Here is a 24,424-nt window from a genome sequence, read left to right on the forward strand (position 1 = left end):
AATCCTGCGACGAATCGTGTCATCGCATGCGTCTGAGAGGGTGCATCCCCCTCCGTCACTGGGCCAAGACCATGGGATTTTTTGAGCTGCTGCCGCTCGGATTGAGCCTTTGCATATCCTCAGCTACCGTCGTCAATATGTGCTGAGCGTGATTCCTCAGCCCTTTGGCGTCCATCGCAGGCAACGCGGTTTCCACAGTTCGAGCAAAACTCTCCCAAGCTGACAATATTTGCTCGGTGTGCTTAAGGATGAACTCGTGCAGTCTCATCGTTGTCCTTGAATTAGCTGGAAGAGGGGAATACCGATGCCGCCGCCGTGCGGTTCAAGATTAGTCCTGGAAATAGGTGGTGGCATATCCGGTCAGCACAAACTTGGAACTTGCTTAACATCCTGTCCAGCTCCTTCTGGGAGCTTCTTCGTGACGCTAAATGTACTCCTGGTCGAGGACGAAAAAATTTTGCGCTCATTGATGGCGGAGGCTGTACGATCCTCGGTCATGTGGTCGACGAATGCCCCACCGCCGATCAAGCGCTGATAGCACTGGAGGGGACGGTATCGTTTTCCTTGATCATCACTGACGTGCGCACGCCGGGCAGGCTCGATGGCTTGGTCTTGGTTCGAACGATTTGGTTTCGATGGCCTGATCTGCCCGTAATTATTATGTCCGGCAATACTGTGATTCCGCCTGGGTTTCTGCGCCCAAATGCGAAATATTTGCCTAAACCCGTGCATCTCGACTCTCTACATGGGGCGATTGTTGAGTTGTTGCCGCAAGCAGGATACCGAGGTGAACTCCACGGACGCTTGCCTTTGTTCGGGAACTTTTCCGAGCAAATGTTGAGCTTTGCACCAGCAGAGTGGTGAACATTCCTTAAAGAGCTTGCTGACAAAGTGGTTGACACGGGCACTGTATGAGCATACAGTAAATCCATCCACCCACGGTTCCCTCTTCAACTAGCGAGCAACACAGCATTGCAATGTGCCTGGGTCGAGTTGCGCTACAAACAGGATGTTTGTGACGAGTTGAGATAGCCCCTAATGGGGCTTTTTTCGTTTTTGTGATCAACCCCTGGCGCTTAGTTCGTCGGCTTTCACGCAACCCTCTCTGGGCTATACATCATTGACCGCGCAGCGAAAAACCCCCTGATCAAGCCTGACCGGGGCCTCCCGTTTTTGGGACGGTTTCTTTCAGCTCCGGGGTTGGCTGTGGCTTTATCTCAGGCTGTGGCTTTATCTCAGGCTGAGGCATTATTTCAGGCTGAGGCATTATTTCAGGCTGAGGCATTATTTCAGGCTGAGACGCCGGCTTTTGCTGCGGTGTAATTTCGGGCCGAGAAACAGGGGCTGGCTGAGACTTGATTTGAGGCTGAGTCGCGGTGTCGCTGGCAGACGTCTGCGGGGCTGTTGGAGCTGCTGAAACTTGGGACGGGGGAACTACAGACGTCGACGATGAGGGTGGAGGAGCGCTGTAGGTAAAGGCGTAAACGGAAATACCCATGGCCGCGACCCCAAGCATCGCAATACCCAGACGACTCACCTTGTAGAAGAGCCCTTCGGCTTGCTCAATGGGATCCGCTACCATTTTCTTGAATTCGCCTTCAGGCAAAAAGCGATACAGCTTTGGCTGCCAGTCCTTGCGAAGCTTTCGCTGGATGTTGATGAACTTACGGCCCGACATCACGTTCAGTACCGTGTATCCAACTGCGACCGCCATGACGATCGAGATCAGGTACGGGTTGATCTGCAATGTGAGCCTCGCGGCGATCAGGCCCAGGCCAACGGTCAGCGCCGTGGAGATCGCTGCGATTGCTTGCCGGGTCGCGTCTGTGGCCTTCGACGTTTCCTCCGTCACGGCCTTACGAAGATCTGTCAGGGACTTCAGGGTGTCTTTGGTGATTTCCGAGACCGCCATCTGATAAGCGATTCTCGCGCAGTCCAAGGCAGCGGCCATGTTCTCCCTGAAGTACTCCTGTACCTCCCCGTCCGCCCGACCGGAACGCGCAATTTCGGCGGACAGCAGGATGTGCTTCACCTCTGCTTCCCGCGCGTTATCGAACACCCATGCCGCTGCTTCGTGGACAACTTCGAAGTCTGTAAGCGAGATGGATGAAGTCCCATCTATCGACTCTGGGATTGTCAGATTGAGCTTGGGCGGGCCTTTGAAAGTGAGCTTGCTACCACTGGTGTCGATTTCGTTCGCAAAGCAACGGCTGAGAGCACCGAACGCCTGCCCTGCCCAGAGCATGTGTAAAGGATCAGTCTCATCGAGATGGTGTCCTTCTGCGAGCAACCAATGGCGCACATCCTCCGGTACTTTGCGGAGGGTCGCTGATTCTTTCACCAGGAGCCGAGGTGACTTGGTCGCCTGTGATTCGGTGTAGTCGCCCCCTTCACCCCAACCACAATATGCCCTCGCTCTGGTATTGAAAGGCTGAGTGAGGCCAAGCAGGTGCCAACGTGCAGCAGCGTGTCCATTGACCAGGAACGCCTTGAAGCCTACTTCCGTCGCCACATAGAGGGCCTGTTCCTGGACATGGTCTTCCGGAAGTGGTTTCTCCAGCTCAACGCGGAACGGCCCGAAATCTTCATCCTCGTCATCGACGTCAGTTTCGCTACTCGCGCAGTCGTAAATCGTGAATGACCAGGCAGCATCGACAGCGGCTTTCTTGATCGACCGAGCAGTTTCCGCTGATAGGTCGGAAACGATGAGGGTAAGGTTGCCCTCTGTGATTAGGGCCTGACGCTTGCGCGATAGCTCGTTAATCAGGCTGGCCAGGCTTTGGTGTGACAACGCTGTCCTCCTTGACTCGATCTGTATCGACGATGATTTGCTTCTTATCTCCGTCGAGCTGTATCACCTGGACGTTGGGATTTTCCTTCCGATCAGGGAAGAGAATGGTGACGCCCTCAGCCGTGACGATCTTGCGCATGTAGGGCTGACGGAGGATCCGGCGGTCGGGCTTGAAGCTCAGCTCGTGAAGCTTGCTCTTCCTGACACGACTCCGAGTCTCACGCTCCAGGCGGTTGGCTATTTTCTCATCCTCAGGATGACCCGCTGCCATCATCACTGCCTCAACGATCGTCTCTTCATCAATGCGTCGACGAGTGCCCAAGTTGGCTTGGGCCCGCTGCAGCGCCTTGGCTATATCCTGACCGGGCAGGTGCTCAATGCAGGTCTGCAGTGCAGCCTTTAGGACTTTGCGGGTTATCTCGCTCAGCTCAGTGTCCGAGACTGCTCTGCTCACAGCCAAGAAATCGGCGAAGTAGTCGGCAAGATCCACCCCTTGCTTGGTGCGATCGGTAGCCGAAATGTTCTGGTCGGCAACCCCGCTGATCACCCGAATCAGTGCCGTTTTCTGAATGGCCTTTTTCTCGTCTACCAAAGCATTCACGATACGCCGCAGCTTCTTTCCTGGAGCACCGTCGTTCTGCTCCAACGCAAGCTTGTAGTCGTACTTGATCAGGCTGTAGATCTTCACATCCGGGTCTGCGACCGACAGCTCGAACATCAACAGAACGCCATCAGCACTGCCGCCCACGTGCGCACGGTTGAAACTGGCGGCTAGGGCCTGAGCGCCGGCCACGAAGGACGTGTCCGCACTTGCGATCGCCTCGACCTCGTTACGGGTCACCGATACCGCTTTGAACATGAAGACCGGCGCGGTGGCCATGTCTACGATCTTGCCGATGAAGAACGCTTCCTCCTCCAGAGCCCGCTCTGGCATGGCCGCGAAGTCCTTGGTACCCACTACATGCAAGATCATCCGTGTGATCTTGAGTGAATCAATCTCTTCGTCTGAAAAAAAGCTCATGCCATCTCCATGGAATCCGCCCCGTCCTAAGCAGGAAGAGGAACCACCCGCCTCGGCATGCGCCCAGACGACAATTACGCATCAATTGCAGCCTGCAGAGCCGATGGCCATTTCCGCGTAGGGCTGGATGTGATGCTGTGGCAGGAGCATATCCGGAAAGAATGGCCAGCGGCCAGTACAACAACGCTGTGGGTGCATTAGCCAACTTAAGCAGCGTAAGGCCATCCCACAGCTGCAACGCCGATCAGCTTTTGCTGCCAGAAATCTTCACAACCGCCTGGCTCCTCCATTAAAGAGTACATTTGTACTCAAACGCTACAAGTTTCTGTGTTGAGTTTATCAATGGACGAAACTCTGCTAATTCACATGACCCGGAATAGATGAAAGAGTGAGCGATGAAGGAAGGTTGCGTATCAACAGAAAATAGTTAGAGGAGTCATTGAAATATCATTGAAACCAATAACACCTAACCAAGGAGTCAAGGCTTGGAAAATCGTCAGATAGGTTGAAGAATTAGATACTGAGTGAAGCCATCATGCTTTAACCAAGAACTAACCTCAAACGCCTAATTCGCTCTAACACTGCGCCATTTATGAATGGCGATGCAACTCAGCAGAACCACCGGCAAGGTGAGCTTCCAGCGGAGCGATATTATAAAGTCAAGCACTCTACCTACTTACCCCCGTCACCCACGCCATCTAAATGCTCTTAAAACCGCTTGATATCTAATAGCACAAAATATAAAGCAAGGGAGACTGACTTTTAGCCCATTGATTTATAGCGGACACACTAAAACCCGGAAAATTCCGAGCAAAGTTAAAAAGGGAAAAACTTGAATGCTCTTTAACCCAATCGTTTCCTAATTCTATCTAGCTCTCTAAGCTCATCCAATGTCGATATCTTAGCCCACGGCCCATAAAACCCTGGCTCTGGGAAGTTTTCGGATTCCTCCCCTTCTAGAACTGTTTTATATATATCTGCCGCTTGCTCTACCATGCCATCAATCATCTTTAAGAATGTAACCAACGCATGCCTTAAAATCTCATACTCATCCACCACAGCTTGGTCTATCTTTCCCTGCGCTGGCAAAGCTACTAAATCAATGCTTCTAATCTTTTCTTTAAGCAATAAATTCTGCGACTCAAGGCTCGCATTGCGTATTCTTAAAGCTTCTATATCGGTTATGACACTACCTGAAATTGCCTCCACGGAGGCCTCCATCCCCAAAAAGTCTTCAAGTAGCTTACGGTAACTTGTATTCCTGAGCAGCGTAACGTGGCTCACAGGCTTACAAAGCTCCTCACGCTCTGAACCCATCTGAGCGAAGAACGCTTTCAACTCAAACTCCGTTACCAGCTTAGCCACATCCTTGGCTAACCTGGTAACATTATTATACTTAGCATTAGAAAGAACAATCAGTGCCTTCCTAATGAACTCTATACGCTGTTGTCTATGATTTTCCCTATACTCATCGAACGTGTCCTTTTTCGGGTTCAGCATCGTGTTTCTCCACTTGGCCGTGCCCGATCCTCTTGGTTATCAGCAAATCGGGTTTCACGGGCACTGGCGGTTTGGCTGCCGCCTGACTGATCTTGAAGACGTCCATAACGTCTAGTGCCTGTGAATTTACCATACTGCCAATTTGCGAAGCTAACGCCACGCCTGGTGGATGCTCACTGATATTGAGGACGCTATCTAGATCCCCCTGCTTCATTTGCAACATTGCTCGAAGATAGGCGAATTTAGTGTCCAGATCGGCGCTAGATGCGTCCGGAAAATTCTGGACGTCGATGAGACGCTTGACCAAATGCTCCCCCTCGGTGAGCTCCACCCGCTTGAAGTGGATCAACAGATCATCCTTCCTGGGCACGAACAGCTTATCCGCCTGCCCATTGAGTGCCATTTGGTACAGCTGCTGCTCGATAGCCTCGTACGCAAAGACCTCACGAGCATATCTATCGTGATCCTCACTCAGCGTCTCGATCACCTGCCGATCAGCTGCGGTGCGCTTCAGATTCCGATAATGTTGCAGCTTGCGAAGCACCTCTACCATTAACTCCTTGCATTTGTCCTTTTCGGCACTGATCGTCGGTAGGTGACAAACTCCGCGAATGGCGTAATGACACATATCACAGGGCCTGCCAGCCCCCAGCAGCTCCAGAATCTCTTTGGGGCACCGATTGTTGAATGGACAGATGTGAGTTGGGTTGAAGGCAAATACCGTATCCTTACGAGCCCTTAGAATCTCAATTCCGCTTTGATCTTCCTTCACTCCAATCAAGCTCATCAGCCCATGCGTTTTAATAGCTTGAGCGGGATCAGTTTTGATGTCAGCAGCTAATCGTGCATTGAGCTTGATGACCGCAGCAGCCAGCTCCGGAGCCTCTGCATCATTGAGTTTCTCAGTATTTTTCAGCAAATAATTCGCTAGTAGTTTCTGGTGACTCGGAAGGTCATCTTCTTCAAATACAGAGTAATACCACACATGCGGCTCGGACTGACCTGTCATATATTGACCGACAACCCATGCAGGGAGGAACCTGACTGCTTCCGAGACGAAGCCAGCGCGCAGCCCGTGAGGCGTATAATCACTGACCATAGAGTCAACAGTGATCCCCGCAAAGAATTCGTCGGTGTAAACAATAGGGATCTCACCCCCACCATTTCTCCTTCTTACGAAGACCAGGTCAGGGACTTTCAGATCTTTGAGTTGATTATGAATAAAGCACTGCAAAATCGACAGCATCACAGGATAATATCGATAGCTAGCCCAACTATTTTGCCCTTCCAGCGGCATTCTGAACAATGGCTTGAATTTGCCAAATTTAGAGCTCTCCTTATTTCCATACCATAAAGGCTCGCTATAGTTTTGCGCACTGCACTGTCCGTACCATTTCCTCTGCCTGTCAAGGATGGCCATCACCGGACGAGCAACAATCGCAGTCCACTCGCCATGCGACTTATCACTACTAACAAACAGCGGCGACAGCTGGCTACCACTGCTGCGATCCAGCATGCAATCGTATCGATCCTTATCAAGCCAGATGAGATGCTTCTGACGAAGGCCTGTCTCACACATAAGTTGCGTCAGGCGAACGTGATTAGGCACGATCCTTGGCACAACTTCGCCCCCAATTTCATAATCGATCGTACGATAGAAGCGGGGAAGAAATTCAAACTTATGGATTTTTCCATCGCAGTAGAAAATAGGACAATAGTTTAATTTACTCTGATCAATAACCGTGACCCGAGCCTCCCCCCTACCCCACATCGACTCCCATTCAGAAGATTCTTGTAGTTCGGCCAGGCTAGGTTGATACAGCGACCCCTGAATGACCCCTGGCATTTGACCGTCAGCCATCATATTCAGGTGCATAACCAAATATTCCATGGAATAAAGCATACTCACAAAGGCACCAAAGTACGCTCGGGGAATTGGCCGTTTGACTGTACCGTTCCGCCGCCTCAACGGTGGATAGCAGGCTGACGAGAAATTATTGGTAAAGCGATCAGCATTTGGGATGGTGAACCGGTGCTCTTGCACCCAATCACAAAACTCGTCTGCACAAAGGACGCGCGAATACCACGACTCATTCCCCCAATCGTTAAACTTAGCGTAGCACTCAAGAAACTTCAGAAATGTCATGGGAGGTTCTTTCTCATACACAAGAACCCCATCTACAAAGTTAGCCTCACGAGTAAAATACAACACGCAATCGTAATCATTGAAAGACGCCGGGTAATTTCGCAGATCTCCATCGCGAGCCAGGAAGAAATTAGGCAGATAGGTCGACAAGTATGCCAACTGCAAATTCAGCAGAAAAATCTGAGTTTTTTCGCTTTGCAACCGCTTCGATTTTACAAATGATCGGAAGGTGGCGTCCACTCCAGCACAGAAGACCCTGACCTTCTCAGGCAACCTAGCATAAAACTTCGCACCACCCTCTTGCATATCAAATACAGGTTTAAGCATGTACGACTTGACGCAACGAGTGAAAAGAGCATCAAGATCTACGGGCTTAATGCCATTCCCATACTCGACGCCCTCGTCAAACGCGATGTCTGCAGCGGCCTTTTTTGCAGGCTTCTTCCTGTTTTCCCGAGCAATTTTATTGACGTCGTCGATTTCCCTCCTGACTTCCGTGACAACCTCTTCTACCATTTCCCGAGCTGCAACGTTATCCCCGGCCAAAAAATACAGGAACTGCAACACACGGTATTGACCAAGAGGCTTTTTTCGCCCAATACTATCTTTATAAACCGCAACACAGTACTCCCGAGTCAAATCATCTGAAGAGTAAACCTGACCACTTAGCAACAGCTTAGTCCAACGTGTATAAGCGCTCTTGTCAAAATGACGATCGTGCTTGCTGGCGTATAACTTGTCATGATTCATATTCTTTCGTATCTGTTGGAGCGCAGGCGCGCCACCCAATGCGATCACTTTTTCGAGGACGCTATCCAGGTGGCTTACGGCCCTCATCGAAAGAGGCAGGATGACCTGCCTCCTCGACCACATGAGAATAAAGACTAGCTTGAAGAAATTTGCGAGGGCCTGTTCTTGCCGTGGAGTGCACGAAGTCAGCTGGGGATGAACATCCGCGAATTTCGCATCGGGATCATCAGTGCAGCAATTCACCAGCGCGCGATAGTGAGATTTCTCCCACAACGAGAAGTTAATAAACGCCCCCTGAAAATAGCTATCAACCTGATAGGTTGCATCGGGAGTTACCCCTGAAGAGTGTTCCTGATAGAAAGCTCTGACCTCTTTGCAAGCGCCTTGAATCGCAGATGCGATCTCCGACCCAGGAATCAACCACATCATCGAGTTTTTGTATAAAATCTTCATACCATGTTTACTCTTTAAGCAGAACGAAATAGCGAATTTTGGACAAGAGAAGCCCGCAGGCCGCACTTTATAATTACGTGCACCCGGATATTCCGCGCGTTTTTTGACTAGACGTTATTTACAGGGGCCAAATAGCACCAAAGGTAGATCAAGTCTCGCTGCTTACAAATTTTTCAAGATGAGCAATTTGCTGCCTCAAGTGCTCAATCTGTACCTTAGCTACATTGAAGGTACTATCTCGCATTCTCATAAGGTTCATCGCAGCCATGGACGCTCGAAGCATGTGGCTATCTTTGCGCGCATACCGCTCGACTGCAGTAGCAGAGGAGTGCCCAAGTAATTTCTGGACAACGCCAAGCTCGAAGCCAAACGCACCAGGTTTGAAAGGATTTGGGCAGTGGTTGTGCAAGTAGTATGCATACATATGGCGAAGAGAATGAAATCCATAGCTCTCACCCGTCAACGCTTTAGCGGCTGCGTTGAAGCGCTCCCACACGGCTTGATAGGAGGATGGCATGCCCTCTCCGTTGAGAAGATTTCTAAACAGAAAGCGATGCGATACAGGCCTGTGGCGCTTCATTTCCAGAGCACGCTGTTCGGCGATGTAAAGATCTAGATTCACCCAAAAATGAGAAGCGAACGGCTCTATCAGGAAGGTTTCGGGGTGCAAACGCCCTTTGTGGCTCAGCTTGCTGATAGCCACATCGGTCATGAAGCGGGACAGCTCTTTGATTCGACTGTTCGGATCGATGATCTGAACGTAGCTGTCAGCTGGCTTCCCAGGATAGATACATACATCAGACGTAAACATAGTCAGCGCTTCTGAGATACGGCAACCGCAGGCCGCTAGCAGTGACCATAGCGTCTTGTCCCTGAGGCACGTCGCGCTCTCAATAAGCTTCACACATAGGTCAATCGGAAAGACTTTTTCATCGCCACCATAGCTATCAGTATGTGCCATGGTTGACGGCTTGGAGGTGGCGACCAGCCCCACCTGTCGTATCCGTTTTGCCCCACCCGCTATGCATCCTGCCAACCAGCTACTGTTGCCGATTGCAACGCTGATCTTCCTGGGCGCAGCTACGTACTGGGAGGTGATTGCCGGCAGCGCTGAAATGAGATCTTTGCCTACGTAGCCGGTCTCCTGGAGCTGAAAGATTGCCTTTCTGAAAGTCTCACTCGCGTCGATGAAGTTGTTGACGGCAGTAAGGTGCTTCCGGATCGAGCTACCCCCCATTTTCCGGTTACCCAAAATCCTCGCGACGGATCGGCTCAGCTTGACACTACTGCCCGTGCCATAAGCCAGGAAATTCTCGTACCCCTCGATCGCTTCAGTCAGAAGCAAAGGCGTGAGGCCCCCATTCCGATCGGCGACCACCTGGATGTATTGGATGAACAGCAGCACTGCTGGGCCATAGGATTTCACGGTGTTCCAGGCCTGACGCTTCGAGAGCTCGAAGATCCAGGTGTCAAAGAACTCGCTGGTCACCACGTCAGCAGAAAGCATGCGGTACGTTGGCCTTCCGGCGCGAAACGTCTCCATGATGCTGATCGACACATCTACCACTGCAGCCATTAAGCCCCCGTCTTGGATGTAGGTTTGCTGGAATGGGCAAACCCCTAAGATGCAACTACCAGTTGCAACGGATGGCGATACTGCAACAAGACGCAACAACACGCAACAAAAACGTTGCACGCTTTAGTTTTCTTGTGGGCTTAGCGAGGTCGGGGTTAAGAAAATCGAGACGAAAAAAAGGGCCTAGATTGCTCTAAGCCCTTAATTCATTGATGTTTGGCGGGAAACCAGGGATTCGAACCCTGGGAACGCTCTCACGTTCGCCGGTTTTCAAGACCGGTGCATTCAACCACTCTGCCAATTTCCCGGGGTGTTCGTAGCGCCACTGGACAACGGCGCTATAAGATGCAACTAGAAGGGGCTTTAGATAAGAACTCTAGGATAGTTGCCCATCGACGGTTTTCAAGACCGTTGCCTTAAACCACTCGGCCACGCTTCCAGCTCGTTTGCGGCCGCCATAATACCGTAATGAAACACGCTGTCAAACTCTCTGTGTCGCGGGTTGCAGGGGCTCTGTTAGACTGCTGGCATCTGAACGTCCAAAACCAACAGGAGTGTCGCCATGCGCGAACAGGATTACGCCGTACACCACGGCCAGCAAGCCGAGCAGCAGGAGGTCAGCAAGGTCCTGCGCAACACTTACAGCCTGCTGGCACTCACCCTCGCCTTCAGCGGTGTCATGGCCTTCGTCGCTCAGCAAATGCGCGTTGGTTACCCGAACGTCTTCGTCGTGCTGATCGGCTTCTACGGGTTGTTCTTCCTTACCGCCAAGCTGCGTGACTCGGTCTGGGGTCTGGTGTCCACCTTCGCCCTGACTGGCTTCATGGGCTTCATCCTCGGCCCTATCCTCAACCGCTACCTCGGCATGGCCGGTGGCGCTGAAGTGGTAAGCTCGGCCTTCGCCATGACCGCGCTGGTGTTCGGTGGCCTGTCGGCCTACGTGTTGATCACCCGTAAGGACATGAGCTTCCTCAGCGGCTTCATCACCGCAGGTTTCTTCGTGCTGCTGGGCGCGGTGGTCGCAAGCTTCTTCTTCCAGATCAGCGGCCTGCAATTGGCGATCAGCGCCGGCTTCGTGCTGTTCTCGTCGGTCTGCATTCTGTTCCAGACCAGCGCCATCATCCATGGCGGCGAGCGTAACTACATCATGGCTACCATCAGCTTGTATGTCTCGATCTACAACCTGTTCATCAGCCTTCTGCAGCTGTTCGGGATCATGGGTCGGGACGACTGACACTTCCCGGCCATACCCTGCAAAAGCCCGCTTCGGCGGGCTTTTTTCATCACCTCCGCCTGACTTGCGAGTCAGGAAAATTGGCGAATACCCGTAGAACGTGTCGGTATCGTCCCCGCCTCTACCGCAATCGTGGTTCTGCCCGTAGAATGCGCTCCTTTTTTCTCCGGGGCAGCTTCAGCCATGAGCTCACACGAAAACAGCCCGGGCGCGTCAGCGCCTGCCAATGAACTGGTGCTCGGCCTGGAAGACAAGCCGCGGCTGTTGATCGGCCTGCTGGCGGCATTGCAGCACCTGCTGGCGATCATCGTGCCGATCGTCACGCCTGGCCTGTTGATCTGCCAGGCGCTGGGCGTCTCGCCGCGGGACACCAACCTCATCGTCTCGATGTCGCTGGTGATCTCGGGGATTGCCACCTTCGTTCAATGCAAGCGCTTCGGCCCCTTCGGTGCTGGGCTGTTGATCGTGCAAGGCACGAGTTTCAACTTCGTCGGCCCGCTGATTGCCGGTGGTGCGCTGATGGTCAAGCAAGGCACACCCGTGGAAAGCGTGATGGCAGCGATCTTCGGTGTGGTGATCGCAGGCTCGTTCGTGGAAATGGGCGTCTCGCGAATCCTGCCTTTCGTCAAACGGCTGATCACCCCCCTGGTCACCGGCATCGTCGTGCTGATGATCGGCCTCACGCTGATCAAGGTCGGCTTGATCAGCATGGGCGGTGGTTTTGGCGCCATGGCCAACGGCACCTTCGCTGACGGTGAGAACCTGCTGCTTTCCGGCGCGGTGTTGGCGGTGATCGTCATCCTCAACCGCGTCCCTGTGGTGTGGATGCGCAGCTGCGCCATCGTCATTGCACTGGCGGTCGGCTACGCATTGGCCGGTTATCTAGGCCGCCTGGACTTCACCGGCATGCACGAGGCTGCCCTGTTCCAAGTACCGGCCCCACTGCACTTTGGCCTGGGTTTCTCCTGGGCATTGTTCATTCCCATGCTGGTCATTTATCTGGTGACCTCGCTGGAGGCCATCGGCGATGTCACCGCCACCAGTAAAGTGTCGCGCCAGCCGGTCGAAGGCCCGCTGTGGATGCAGCGGATCAAAGGCGGCGTGCTGGTCAATGGCGCCAACTCGCTGTTGGCAGGGCTGTTCAACACCTTTCCCAGCTCGATCTTCGCCCAGAATAATGGCGTGATTCAGTTGACCGGCATCGCCAGCCGCCACATCGGCGTGTGGATTGCCGTGATGCTGGTACTGCTCGGCCTGTTCCCGAGCGTAGCCGGGGTGATCCAGGCAGTGCCTGAGCCGGTACTCGGTGGTGCGGCGATGGTCATGTTCGGCGCAGTCGCAGCATCTGGCATCAACATCCTGGCCAGCACCCGCCTGGATCGCCGGGCACTGTTGATCATCGCGGTGTCACTGGCTTTGGGCCTGGGTGTTGCGCAGGTGCCCGAATTCCTTGCGCACATGCCCGCCGCGGTGCGCAACGTACTGGAATCGGGCGTGGCCACTGGGGGTATCTGCGCCCTGCTGCTTAATTGGTTCCTGCCAGAAACCAGACAAGACGCCTGATACGCCTCTTCGTCCGTGCAAGCCCGCGCCCACTTGCGCGGGCTTTTTGTTTTATCATGACGGCATCCATTTGCATGAGTTGCCCATGAAATTCGCTATTGCGGTGTTTTCCCCGGCCCACGCCCCTTCCTCGCGGCGCGCCTTGCGCTTCGCCAAGGCGGCGCTCGCTGGCGGGCACGAGATTGTCCGATTGTTTTTCTATCAAGACGGCGTGCACAGCGCTTCAGCCAACGTTGTCGCGCCCCAAGATGAGCAGGATATCGCTGGCCAATGGCGTGCCTTTGTCAGCGAGCAGCGACTCGACGCCGTAGTCTGCATCGCCGCAGCGCTGCGCCGTGGGGTGCTGGATGAAGCCGAAGCCAATCGCTACCAACGCGCTGCGGTGAATCTGCCCAGGCCCTGGGAACTATCGGGGCTTGGCCAGTTGCATGAAGCCGCTCAACTCGCCGACCGCCTGGTCTGCTTCGGAGGCGACTGAAATGGCCAAATCCATGTTGATCATCAGCCGCCAGGCGCCGTGGAGCGGCCATTCGGCGCGCGAAGCGCTGGATATCGCTCTGGCCGGCGGCGCCTTCGACCTGCCCCTGGCCATGCTGTTTCTCGACGATGGCGTGCTGCAGTTGGCACCTGCTCAGCAGCCTGACGCGGTACAACAGAAGAACCTTGCGGCCAATCTGCAGGCCCTGCCGCTGTTCGGCGTCGACGAGTTGTTCGCTTGCCAGCGTAGCCTGGCCCGGCGCGGTATGCCCAGTGAGGGCCTGGAGCCTGCTGTGACAGTACTCGACGACGCCGAACTGCAAGCGCTGATCGCGCGCTTTGACCAAGTGGTGACACTCTGATGCCGACCCTCCACGTGCTTTCCCATTCGCCATTCAATGACGACCGGCTCGACAGTTGCCTACGCCTGCTGGGCAGTGAAGACGCCCTTTTACTGTGCGGCGATGCAGTCTACGCGCTACACGAGGGCTGCGACCCACAGGCAAAGTTGATCCGGGCTAATCTGAGCCATCGCCTGTTCGCCCTCGATGAAGACCTCAAGGCACGCGCCATCGACAGTCCATTGATGCAAAGCGTTGATTACTCGGCCTTCGTCGAGCTGACCTTGCGCTTTGACAAGGTGAACAGCTGGCTATGAGCACATTGCACGTTGGCGAGCAGCTCATCGCCCTGGATAAAGATGGTTTCCTGCTTGATCTGCATGAGTGGTCCCACCCTGTCGCGCACGCGCTGGCCGCACGCGAAGGAATTACCTTGAGCGCCGATCACTGGGAGATCATTGAACTGCTGCGGCAGTTTTACGATGAGTTCCAGCTCTCTCCAGCCACCCGCCCGCTGATCAAGTACGCCGCGCTCAAACTGGGCGCGCAAAAAGGCAACAGCCCGCACCTTAACCGCCTGTTCAATGGCACTCCTGCCAAGCTCGCCGCGAAGCTCGCGGGCCTGCCCAAGCCGACCAATTGCATATGACCGTAGCTCGCCCGCTTACCCTGCAAACCCCCGACGAGCACCCGTTCGCCGAATTCGTGCGCATCCTCGGCAAAGGCAAGCGCGGCGCGCGCGGGCTGTCTCGCGATGAAGCCCGCGCCGCCATGACCTTGCTGCTTGAAGACAAAGTCGAGGACACCCAGCTGGGCGCTTTTCTCATGCTGCTGCGGCACAAGGAAGAAAGCGCCGAAGAGCTTGCCGGCTTCACCGAGGCAGTGCGCGCGCACGTGCAAGCGCCGCCGATTGCCGTGGACATCGACTGGCCAAGCTACGCCGGCAAGAAACGTCACCTTCCCTGGTACCTGCTGGCCGCCAAGTGTCTGGCCGATAACGGCGTACGCATCTTGATGCATGGCGGCGGTGCGCATACCGCTGGGCGCCTGTACACCGAGCAACTGTTGGTGTTGTTGAAAATCCCGCTGTGCCGTGACTGGGCCTCGGTCAGCCGAGCGCTGGATCAGCAGCGCCTGGCGTTCGCGCCCTTGCAGGACTGGGCACCGGCACTGCAGCGCATGATCGACTTGCGTAATACCCTCGGCCTGCGCTCACCCATTCACTCGCTGGCGCGCGTACTCAACCCGCTGGGCGCACGCTGCGGCCTGCAGAGTATCTTTCACCCTGGTTACCAGGCAGTACACCGTGAGGCCAGCCGGCTATTGGGCGACCATGCCGTGGTCATCAAAGGGGACGGTGGCGAGATCGAGGTAAATCCCGACGTCATCAGCCACTTGTATGGCACGACGGCAGGCGATGCATGGGATGAACAATGGCCTGCGATGAGCGAGCGCCGGCACGTCAAACCGGCAAGCTTGCAACCTGAGCAACTGGTGGCGGTATGGCGCGGCGAAGCCGAAGACAGCTATGGTGAAATGGCCGTGATCGCCACTATCGCCCTGGCGTTACGTGGCTTGCACCATGACCGCGAGCAAGCCTTCGCCATGGCCCGCAGCTACTGGGCCGCGCGTAATCAATCGAATATCTAGATAATTGGTGCGCACTCTTTGCGCTAGTTATTCGAACGATATTCCCTAGACTGGGCTCCAACGACAACCAACTTGTGTTTCGAGGAGCTCACCATGGGCCTTTTGATCGACGGCCGCTGGCATGATCAGTGGTATGAAAATGGCAAGGACGGCAGCTTCAAGCGCGAAAGCGCCCAACGCCGCAATGAGCTCCCAGCCGCAGAAGCAGGTCGCTATCACCTGTATGTTTCATTGGCCTGCCCGTGGGCACACCGCACCTTGATCGTACGCGCGCTCAAGGGACTGGAGCCTTTGATCGACGTCTCGGTGGTGAGCTGGCTGATGCAGGATCACGGCTGGACCTTCGATCAACGGCAGGGCTCAAGCGGCGACCATCTCGACGGCTTGCAGTACCTGCATCAGCGCTATACCGAGGATGACCCACACTACACCGGCCGGGTGACCGTGCCGGTGCTGTGGGACAAACAGGAGAAGCGCATCGTCAACAACGAGTCGGCGGAAATCATTCGGATCTTCAATACAGCCTTCAACGCGCTGACCGGCAACGCCCTGGACCTCTACCCTGAACCGCTGCGACCTACCATCGAGGCGCTCAATGAACGCATCTATCCAGCCGTGAACAACGGCGTGTACCGCGCGGGTTTCGCCACCACCCAGGATGCCTACGAGGCAGCGTTCGACGATGTCTTCAACGAGCTGGATCATCTGGAAGCGCTGCTAGAGCGCAACCGCTACCTGGCCGGCGAATACCTGACCGAAGCCGATATCCGCCTGTTCACCACCCTGGTGCGTTTCGATGCCGTGTATCACGGGCATTTCAAATGCAACCTGCGCCGTTTGAGCGACTACCACAATCTGTCCAACTGGCTGCGCGAGCTGTACCAATGGCCGGGGGTGGCAGACACGGTGAACATGGAGCACATCCAGAAGCACTATTACATGAGCCACAAGACCATCAACCCGAACGGCATCGTGCCAAAAGGGCCGCTGCAGGACTTCACTCAGCCGCATGATCGGCAGCGGCTGCCAGGCAAGGGTATCTGGCAGGCTTGAAGCAAAAGGGCCGCATTTCAAGTGCGGCCCCTTTTGCTTCAGCTGTTTTGTGAGCCTTCGAACCAGGCCAGTTTCTCGCGCAGTTGCACCACCTCCCCGACAATCACCAGCGTAGGCGCATGCACCTCATGCCGGGCGACCAGATCAGGCAGGTCCGCCAAGGTACCGGTGAATACCCGTTGATTGCGCGTCGTGCCCTGCTGCACCAGCGCAGCCGGAGTGCTGGCCGCACGACCGTGACGAATCAGTTCCGCGCAGATGGTGGGCAGTCCAACCAATCCCATGTAGAACACCAGGGTCTGGGCTGGAGCCACCAGATCATGCCAGGGCAGGTTGCTGGAGCCGTCCTTGAGGTGCCCGGTGACGAAGCGCACCGACTGGGCGTAATCGCGATGGGTGAGAGGTATGCCCCCGTACGCCGAGCAACCACTGGCCGCGGTGATGCCTGGCACCACCTGGAATGGGATACCCTGCTCGGCCAGCTCTTCGATCTCTTCGCCACCTCGGCCGAAGATGAACGGATCGCCGCCCTTGAGGCGCAGTACCCGCTTGCCCTGCTGCGCCAGGTCGACCAGCAGACGGTTGATCTGGTCCTGGGGTACGGCGTGATCGGCCCGGCGCTTGCCGACATAGATGCGCTCGGCATCACGCCGGCACATCTCGATGATCGCCGGGGCCACCAGACGGTCGTACAGCACCACGTCGGCCTGCTGCATCAGCCGCAAGGCGCGAAAAGTCAGCAGGTCCGGATCGCCCGGCCCCGCGCCCACCAGATACACCTCGCCTCCTTGCTGCATCGGCGCGCCGTCGACCATGGCCTGCAACATCCGCTCGGCTTCGCCACCCTGTCCGGCCAACTGGCGCTCGGCAATCGGGCCTTGAAAAACCGTCTCCCAGAAGCCACGGCGCTGATTGACGTCCGGATAGAGCGATTTGACCGTGTGCCGAAAACGCGCAGCCAAGCCTGCCAACTCACCGTACGCGGCGGGAATCCACGCCTCGAGCTTGGCCCGGATCAGCCGTGCCAGCACTGGCGCATCGCCGCCACTGGACACCGCGATGACCAGGGGCGAACGGTCGACGATGGCCGGAAAGATCACCGTGCACAGGGCTGGCGCATCGACCACGTTCACTGGCACGCTGAGCGCCTGTGCATCGGCCGATACCTGGGCGTTGAGCTGCGCATCGTCGGTGGCGGCGATGACCAGTCGGCAACCTGCCAGGTCCGCAGCCTGATAGCCGCGCACCAGCACCTCACCGCCCCCTTCGCGGGCCAATGCGGCCAGTTGGCCGTCGACGTCCGGCGCGACCACGCGCAGCGCGGCGCCGGCATCGGCCAGCAAGCGCGCCTTGCGCAAGGCAATCTCGCCGCCGCCGACGACCAACGCACGGCCGCCCTGCAACTTGTGGAACAGCGGCAGGTAATCCATTTAGCCGATGACCTCGATGCCGCCCATGTAAGGCTTGAGCACTTCTGGCACACGGATCGAGCCATCCGCCTGCTGGTAGTTTTCCAGCACCGCCACCAGCGTACGGCCTACAGCCAGCCCCGAACCGTTGAGGGTATGCACCAGCTCCGGCTTGCCGGTTTCCGGGTTGCGCCAGCGCGCTTGCATGCGTCGCGCCTGGAAGTCGCCGCAATTCGAGCAGGAGCTGATTTCGCGGTATTTGTCCTGGCTGGGCACCCACACTTCCAGGTCATAGGTCTTGACGGCGCCAAAGCCCATGTCGCCGGTGCACAGGGCCAGCACCCGGTATGGCAGCTCGAGCAGCTGCAGCACACGCTCGGCATTGGCCGTCAGGCCTTCGAGCGCTTCCATCGACTTGCCCGGCTCGACCACCTGGACCATCTCGACTTTGTCGAACTGGTGCTGACGAATCATGCCGCGGGTGTCACGGCCTGATGCGCCGGCCTCGCTACGGAAGCACGGGGTATGGGCCACCAGCTTGAGCGGCAGCTGCTTGGCATCGAGGATCTGCTCGGCCACCAGGTTGGTCAGCGACACCTCGGCCGTCGGGATCAGGTAGAAATCGGCTTCGCCTTCGCGCGTGATCTTGAACAGGTCTTCCTCGAACTTCGGCAACTGCCCGGTGCCCTGCAGCGCAGGCGCTTGCACCAGGTACGGGGTGTAGTGTTCCTCGTAGCCGTGCTCGCCGGTGTGCAGGTTGATCATGAACTGCGCCAGGGCGCGGTGCAGGCGTGCGATGGGGCCGCGCAGCACGGCGAAGCGGGCGCCGGAAAGCTTGGCGGCAGCTTCGAAGTCCAGGCCACCGCTGATTTCGCCCAGGGCCACATGATCCTTGATGTCGAAATCGAAGGCAGGCGGCGTACCCCAGCGGCGTACTTCGACGTTGTCGTCTTCGCTGGCACCGACCGGCACGCTGCTGTCCGGCAGGTTCGGGATGGTGAGCAAGATGCCATCGAGCTCGGCCTGGATCGCGTCCAGTTCGGTTTTGCCCAACGCCAGCTCGTTGGCCATGCGCTCGACGTCGGCCATCAGCGGCGCGATGTCTTCGCCCTTGGCCTTGGCCTGGCCAATCGACTTGGAGCGGGCATTACGCTCGGCCTGCAGCTGCTCGGTACGGGTCTGCACCGTCTTGCGGCGCTCTTCCAGTGATTCGATGCGCGCGACATCCAGGCTATAGCCACGGGAGGCCAGGCGATCCGCCACTTCCTGAAGTTGGCCGCGTAACAGTTTGGAATCGAGCATATCGTTCTCTCGTTATAGGTAGGTGTTGGTTCAGAAGCGAGTGAGGGACAGGCCGGCCCAGGTGGCCAATAGCCCGCCCACTACGCTGATACTGGTATAGCCCAATGCAAGCGGCACTTGCCCACTTTCAAGCAGGCGCACGGTATCGAGCGAGAAGGAGGAAAAAGTGGTAAGACCGCCGAGAAACCCCACGATCAGGCCGGCGCGCAACTCGACAGGCACCAGCGGCTTGTGCAGGAACAGGCCGTACAGCAAGCCGATCAGCAGGCAACCGAGCAGGTTGACCGCCAGCGTACCCAGATAGAAATGCCGTGGCCACTGGGCGGTGACCCAAGTGGCGGTGGCAAAACGCAGCAACGTGCCAGCTACCCCGCCGGCGCTTACGGCGGCAATCAGCGCAATCATGGTTTTCTCCGCTGTCGCGGGCTAGTGCGGTCTAGATCGGCCAAATGGCGGAGCTTCTCGCCGATTTTCAACTCCAGGCCTCGCGGCACGGGTTGGTAGTATTGCCGCGGCTCAAGCGCGTCTGGGAAGTAGTCTTCACCGGCCGCGTAGGCGTCGGGCTCGTCATGGGCATAGCGGTACTCATCGCCATAGCCTAACTGCTTCATCAGCTTGGTCGGGGCATTGCGCAGGTGCAGCGGCACTTCCAGCGAACCGTGCTCGGCGGCCTCACGCATCGCGGCCTTGAAGCCGGTATACACGGCATTGCTCTTCGGCGCGCAGGCAATATAGGTAATTGCCTGCGCCACTGCCAGTTCGCCCTCGGGACTACCCAGGCGTTCTTGCACGTCCCACGCCGCCAGGCACAGGCTCAGGGCACGGGGGTCGGCATTGCCGATGTCCTCGCTGGCCATGCGCACCACCCGCCGGGCGATGTACAGCGGATCGCAGCCACCATCGAGCATGCGCGCGAACCAGTAGAGTGCGGCATCGGGGTTGGAGCCGCGTACCGATTTGTGCAACGCAGAAATCTGGTCGTAAAACGCCTCGCCACCCTTGTCGAAGCGTCTACGGCTGTCGCCCAGCAGGCTTTGCAGCATCTGCACGTCGATTTCGCTGCCATCTTCGGCAAGGTCGGAAGCGTTTTCGAGGAAGTTGAGCATGCGCCGGCCATCGCCATCGGCGGCGGCCATGAGCATCTTGAAGGCTTCATCGCCAACCCGCAGGTGGCGTTTGCCCAGGCCGCGCTCTTCAGTCAGCGCGCGATCGACCAGCTTGCGCAGGGCGGGCTCGTCGAGACTTTTGAGCACGTACACCCGCGCCCGCGACAACAGCGCGTTGTTCAGCTCGAACGAAGGGTTTTCCGTGGTGGCGCCGATGAACAGCAGGGTGCCGTCCTCGACATAGGGTAGAAAGGCATCTTGCTGGGACTTGTTGAAGCGGTGGACCTCGTCGACGAAGAGAATGGTTCGCCGCCCATACTGCCCGGCCTGCTGCTTGGCCACTTCGACCGCCTGGCGAATCTCCTTGACTCCGGCCAGGACCGCCGAGACTGTTTCGAAGTGCGCGTCACAAAACTGCGCCAGCAACCGCGCCAGGGTGGTCTTGCCCACTCCAGGCGGGCCCCAGAAGATCATCGAATGCAGTGCACCCTGCTCCAGTGCCTCGCGCAGCGGTTTTCCACGCGCCAACAGGTGCTCCTGGCCAACGTACTCGTCCAGGTTGGAAGGACGCAGGCGTGCCGCCAGAGGCTGGGCCACAGGTTCGCTTCGAAACAGGTCCATGACGCGCTCTGTTTACTCCTTGATGACGTCGGCACCTTTGGGGATGTCGAACGTAAAGGTGCTGTCCGCCACGGCCTGGTTGGCCTTGACGCCATTGAACAGGATGTTGGTGCGCTGACCGACGCTGTCGATCAACTGCATGTCATTGATCAGACCCTTGCGGAACGATACCCGCAACGAATCGAACAACGTGTCCTTGGTCTTGGGCTTGAGGGTGAAGTCCATGACATCACCCTGCTGCTTGGAGGTAATGTCGAAACTCTGGCTGATCTTCGACACATCGCCAGAGAGCAGCAGTGCCGGGGTCTGGTTCAGACGCTGATCGAGCTTCTTGACGGTGGCCTGCTCCAGGTCCGGGTCCCACAACGTTACATTGCTGCCGTCGGACACCACCACCTGCTCCTGAGGCGCATCAGTGTGCCAGTAAAACAGACCTGGGCGCTTGACGGTCATCTTGCCGGAGGTTTCCTGCAAGCTGGTGCCGCCTGCGTCGAGGGTCAGCTGGGAGAAATTGGCCTGGATGGTCTGGGACTTTTCCAGCAACTGGGTCAGGCGCTGCACATCTTGCTCACCGGCATAAGCAGTAACCGAGCCCAGGGTAAGGGCAGAAGCCAACAGCATGCGAATCGCGCGCATGGGAATCCTCTTTGAGCGTATGGAAAAGCCGAGCGTCGTGTAGGAAACCCGGCAGGTATCGGTCAATCGCGCGGGCCACCAGGGGCAATCACTTCCCGCGAACCGTTGCTGTTCATTGGCGTTACCACGCCGGCCATTTCCATGGCTTCGATCATCCGCGCGGCGCGGTTGTAGCCGATCTTGAGCTTGCGCTGCACGGCCGAGATCGAGGCGCGACGGCTCTCTAGCACGAATTGCACGGCCTCATCATACAGGGCGTCGGTTTCGGAGTCGTCCCCGTCGCCACCACCGCTGCCACCTTCGAAGCCGCTGCCAGCCTCTTCGACGCCGTTGAGGATGTCATCGTTGTAGTCCGGGGCGCCGCGTTGCTTCCAGGCCTCGACCACACGGTGCACTTCGTCGTCGGAAACGAATGCACCGTGGACGCGAATCGGCAAGCTGGTACCCGGCGGCATGTACAGCATGTCGCCGTGACCGAGCAGCTGTTCGGCGCCGCCCTGGTCGATGATGGTTCGCGAGTCGATCTTGCTCGACACCTGGAACGCCATGCGAGTTGGAATGTTGGCCTTGATCAGGCCGGTGATCACGTCGACCGAGGGACGCTGGGTGGCGAGGATCAGGTGGATACCCGCGGCGCGCGCCTTCTGCGCGATACGGGCGATCAGCTCTTCGACCTTCTTGCCGACGATCATCATCATGTCGGCGAATTCGTCGACCACCACGACGATGGTCGGCAGGGTTTTCAGCGCGGGCGGCTCATCGTCCATGCTTTCACGGCGGTACAGCGGGTCGTGGATAATCTCGCCGGCCTCCTGGGCATCCTTGACCTTGCGATTGAAGCCGGCCAGGTTACGCACGCCCATGGCCGCCATCAGCTTATAGCGGCGCTCCATCTCGGCGACGCTCCAGCGCAGGGCATTGGCGGCATCCTTCATGTCGGTGACCACCGGGCAAAGCAGATGCGGGATGCCTTCATAGATCGACAGTTCGAGCATCTTCGGGTCGATCATGATCAGACGCGCGTCTTCCGGACTGGACTTGAACAAAATCGACAGGATCATCGCGTTGACCCCCACCGACTTGCCCGAACCCGTGGTACCGGCGACCAGCAAGTGCGGCATCTTGGCCAGATCGGTGATCACCGGCTTGCCGCCGATGTCATGCCCCAGCGCCAGGGTGACCGGGGATTTCTGCTCATCGTATTGCGGTGTGGCCAGCACTTCGGAAAAGCGCACCATCTGCCGGTTTTCGTTGGGAATCTCGATACCCACGGTGGTTTTGCCGGGGATAACCTCGACCACCCGCACACTGGTTACTGCCAACGAACGAGCAAGGTCCTTGGCCAGGTTGGCAATACGGCTGACCTTCACCCCTGCTGCCGGCTGGATTTCGTAGCGGGTGATCACCGGACCCGGGTGGATGGAGTCCACCGAAACCTCGACGCCGAATTCCTTGAGCTTGATTTCCAGCAGTTGGCCGACCCCGGCCAGCGATTCAGGCGAATACTCGATCTTCTTCTGCTCGGCCGGATCGAGAATGGTGATCGGCGGCAGGGTGCCTTCGACGGCGCTGTCAACGAACAGCGACGCTTGCTTTTCCTTCACGATTCGCTTGATCGGCTCGGGGGCACGTGCCGCCGAAGGTGGCACGATGGTCGGCGTCGGCGCCTTTGGCTGCTCGCGTGCGATCAACGCCTGGCGCGCCACCACAGGCTCACGGGCCAGGGTCGGCTCGCGCGGCGTGATCGGTTCGTCGTCGAAGGTTGGCTCGCGCGGCTCGACCGGCTGAGCGGTGGCTTCACGCTTGAAGATGCGCTCGCGCAAGGCCGGCTTGGCGGCAGGCTCAGGCTTCTCGGCAGCCTTTGGCGCCAGGTTGAAGACCGGTTCATCCACTTCGCGCAGCTGCGCTTCCAGGCGTTTGCGCTCGTTGCGCGCCTCCCACCAGCGGCTGGCCGCGCCCTGGACCAGCTCGAACAGGTCGAGGGTGATCTTGCCGGTCATGTCCATCACCTTGAACCACGACAGGTCGGTGAACACGGTCAGGCCGAACAGGAACAACGCAATGAACATCAGCGTGCTGCCCTGCACGTTCAGCAGGCTGCGGGCCAGGTCACCAAGGCTTTCGCCAAGCGCACCGCCTGCCGAAAACGGCAAGCTGGCAGGCGGATGGAAGTGGATATGCGCCAGCGCAGCGCCCGACAGCACGAGAAACACCAGGCCAATCAAACGCCAGGAGAACAGCCAGCCACTCCACTGCCAGGGCTGGTGCCGCTCACGGAAGATCTGCCAGGTCTTGATCGCCAACAGTAGCGGAAAAATGTAAGCGAAGTAGCCGAGCACCATGAACAAGACGTCGGCGAAATAAGCCCCGGCACGCCCGGCAGCGTTCTGCACCTGGTCGACATTGCTGGTGTGGCTGAAGCCCGGGTCGGAAGTGTCGTAGGTCAGCAGTGCCATCCACAGGTACAGGCACAGGGCACCGACCGCGATCAGCGCACCCTCCTTCAGGCGATAGTGCAACTGCTGGCGCCACAGGGGCACTGGCAAAGGAGCTGGAGTTGCGGTGGATTTCTTCAAAACGCGTCTATTCCTGCGCGTGCTGCGCGTCCAGTAGAGCTCGGCCGGGACTCGGCCGTGGAACCACTACTTTTAACATTACTGCCCGCCAGCCGCCATCGCGGCACGCCGTATGGCGCTCGTAGGGTGGGCGACTTTCATAGGCTGCAATTTGAGCATGCATTTTCTTTCGTGACAAAGGCTTATGCTGTGTTTTTGCACAGGTGTGACAGCAAATGT

At 57.2% G+C, this 24,424-nt stretch carries 20 protein-coding genes and 1 tRNA gene; 9 read left to right on the forward strand and 12 right to left on the reverse strand.

Annotation, left to right across the window (positions count from 1 at the left end):
* The first annotated feature begins 378 nt into the window (after nt 1-378).
* Entirely contained in the window at nt 379-864 is a 486-nt protein-coding gene (locus tag FS665_RS10540) for a hypothetical protein (protein WP_239937040.1), read from the forward strand.
* Between the two features lie 283 nt (nt 865-1,147).
* Here FS665_RS10540 and FS665_RS10545 read toward each other — a convergent pair whose 3' ends face one another.
* The 6 genes from FS665_RS10545 to FS665_RS10570 all read right to left on the reverse strand — a co-directional run bounded on the left by FS665_RS10545 (nt 1,148) and on the right by FS665_RS10570 (nt 10,544).
* Complete coding sequence (locus FS665_RS10545; protein ID WP_178108324.1) at nt 1,148-2,791, reverse strand: hypothetical protein; 1,644 nt, start codon at nt 2,789-2,791, stop codon at nt 1,148-1,150.
* A complete protein-coding gene (locus tag FS665_RS10550; RefSeq protein WP_088523333.1) occupies nt 2,760-3,812 on the reverse strand; it encodes a nucleoid-associated protein in 1,053 nt (350 codons plus the stop codon). The genes FS665_RS10545 and FS665_RS10550 overlap by 32 nt, the downstream gene beginning before the upstream one ends.
* Nucleotides 3,813-4,655: 843 nt before the next feature.
* On the reverse strand, nt 4,656-5,312 hold the full coding sequence (locus FS665_RS10555; protein ID WP_140174184.1) for a hypothetical protein: 657 nt from the start codon (nt 5,310-5,312) through the stop codon (nt 4,656-4,658).
* Nucleotides 5,281-8,661: a hypothetical protein gene (locus tag FS665_RS10560; protein ID WP_145187356.1), complete on the reverse strand. Its 3,381-nt coding sequence runs from the start codon at nt 8,659-8,661 to the stop codon at nt 5,281-5,283. Before FS665_RS10560 ends, FS665_RS10555 begins: the two co-directional genes overlap by 32 nt.
* 148 nt (nt 8,662-8,809) lie before the next feature.
* The gene (locus tag FS665_RS10565) at nt 8,810-10,237 is read right to left on the reverse strand and encodes a site-specific integrase (protein ID WP_088523336.1); all 1,428 of its coding nucleotides are present in this window, start codon (nt 10,235-10,237) and stop codon (nt 8,810-8,812) included.
* A 217-nt stretch (nt 10,238-10,454) separates the two neighbouring features.
* Nucleotides 10,455-10,544, reverse strand: a tRNA-Ser gene (locus FS665_RS10570).
* A gap of 255 nt (nt 10,545-10,799) precedes the next feature.
* On the opposite strand from FS665_RS10570, the gene FS665_RS10575 reads away from it, so the two are divergent.
* From FS665_RS10575 to FS665_RS10610, 8 genes are all read left to right on the forward strand, one after another.
* A complete protein-coding gene (locus FS665_RS10575; protein WP_027919754.1) occupies nt 10,800-11,471 on the forward strand; it encodes a Bax inhibitor-1/YccA family protein in 672 nt (223 codons plus the stop codon).
* Between the two features lie 183 nt (nt 11,472-11,654).
* Nucleotides 11,655-13,034, forward strand: coding sequence for a nucleobase:cation symporter-2 family protein (locus tag FS665_RS10580; protein WP_145187359.1), 1,380 nt, complete (start codon nt 11,655-11,657; stop codon nt 13,032-13,034).
* 85 nt (nt 13,035-13,119) lie between these two features.
* Complete coding sequence (gene tusD / locus FS665_RS10585) at nt 13,120-13,512, forward strand: sulfurtransferase complex subunit TusD (protein WP_145187362.1); 393 nt, start codon at nt 13,120-13,122, stop codon at nt 13,510-13,512.
* Nucleotide 13,513: 1 nt separating this feature from the next.
* On the forward strand, nt 13,514-13,873 hold the full coding sequence (gene tusC, locus FS665_RS10590) for a sulfurtransferase complex subunit TusC (RefSeq protein ID WP_145187365.1): 360 nt from the start codon (nt 13,514-13,516) through the stop codon (nt 13,871-13,873).
* The gene (tusB, locus tag FS665_RS10595; protein WP_145187368.1) at nt 13,873-14,169 is read left to right on the forward strand and encodes a sulfurtransferase complex subunit TusB; all 297 of its coding nucleotides are present in this window, start codon (nt 13,873-13,875) and stop codon (nt 14,167-14,169) included. The genes tusC and tusB overlap by 1 nt, the downstream gene beginning before the upstream one ends.
* Nucleotides 14,166-14,501 (forward strand): TusE/DsrC/DsvC family sulfur relay protein, encoded by a 336-nt coding sequence (locus FS665_RS10600; protein ID WP_145187370.1) that lies wholly within the window; start codon nt 14,166-14,168, stop codon nt 14,499-14,501. The genes tusB and FS665_RS10600 overlap by 4 nt, the downstream gene beginning before the upstream one ends.
* Nucleotides 14,498-15,502, forward strand: a complete 1,005-nt coding sequence (locus FS665_RS10605; RefSeq protein ID WP_145187372.1) for a glycosyl transferase family protein — start codon at nt 14,498-14,500, stop codon at nt 15,500-15,502. Before FS665_RS10600 ends, FS665_RS10605 begins: the two co-directional genes overlap by 4 nt.
* A gap of 93 nt (nt 15,503-15,595) precedes the next feature.
* Nucleotides 15,596-16,555, forward strand: a complete 960-nt coding sequence (locus FS665_RS10610; protein ID WP_145187374.1) for a glutathione S-transferase family protein — start codon at nt 15,596-15,598, stop codon at nt 16,553-16,555.
* A 38-nt stretch (nt 16,556-16,593) separates the two neighbouring features.
* On the opposite strand, the gene cysG is transcribed toward FS665_RS10610, so the two are convergent.
* From cysG to FS665_RS10640, 6 genes are all read right to left on the reverse strand, one after another.
* Nucleotides 16,594-17,985 (reverse strand): siroheme synthase CysG, encoded by a 1,392-nt coding sequence (gene cysG, locus FS665_RS10615; RefSeq protein WP_145187377.1) that lies wholly within the window; start codon nt 17,983-17,985, stop codon nt 16,594-16,596.
* Nucleotides 17,986-19,266, reverse strand: coding sequence for a serine--tRNA ligase (gene serS / locus FS665_RS10620; protein WP_145187380.1), 1,281 nt, complete (start codon nt 19,264-19,266; stop codon nt 17,986-17,988).
* 30 nt (nt 19,267-19,296) lie between these two features.
* Nucleotides 19,297-19,671 carry a fluoride efflux transporter CrcB gene (crcB, locus tag FS665_RS10625; RefSeq protein ID WP_145187383.1) on the reverse strand — a complete coding sequence of 125 codons (375 nt, stop codon included), beginning with the start codon at nt 19,669-19,671 and terminating at the stop codon, nt 19,297-19,299.
* Nucleotides 19,668-20,993, reverse strand: coding sequence for a replication-associated recombination protein A (locus FS665_RS10630; RefSeq protein WP_145187386.1), 1,326 nt, complete (start codon nt 20,991-20,993; stop codon nt 19,668-19,670). Before FS665_RS10630 ends, crcB begins: the two co-directional genes overlap by 4 nt.
* Nucleotides 20,994-21,005: 12 nt before the next feature.
* Nucleotides 21,006-21,629, reverse strand: a complete 624-nt coding sequence (gene lolA, locus FS665_RS10635) for an outer membrane lipoprotein chaperone LolA (RefSeq protein WP_145187389.1) — start codon at nt 21,627-21,629, stop codon at nt 21,006-21,008.
* Between the two features lie 62 nt (nt 21,630-21,691).
* Complete coding sequence (locus tag FS665_RS10640; RefSeq protein ID WP_178108325.1) at nt 21,692-24,205, reverse strand: DNA translocase FtsK; 2,514 nt, start codon at nt 24,203-24,205, stop codon at nt 21,692-21,694.
* Nucleotides 24,206-24,424: the final 219 nt, after the last annotated feature.

The organism is Pseudomonas sp. URMO17WK12:I11 (assembly GCF_007677725.1).
Classification (GTDB): domain Bacteria; phylum Pseudomonadota; class Gammaproteobacteria; order Pseudomonadales; family Pseudomonadaceae; genus Aquipseudomonas.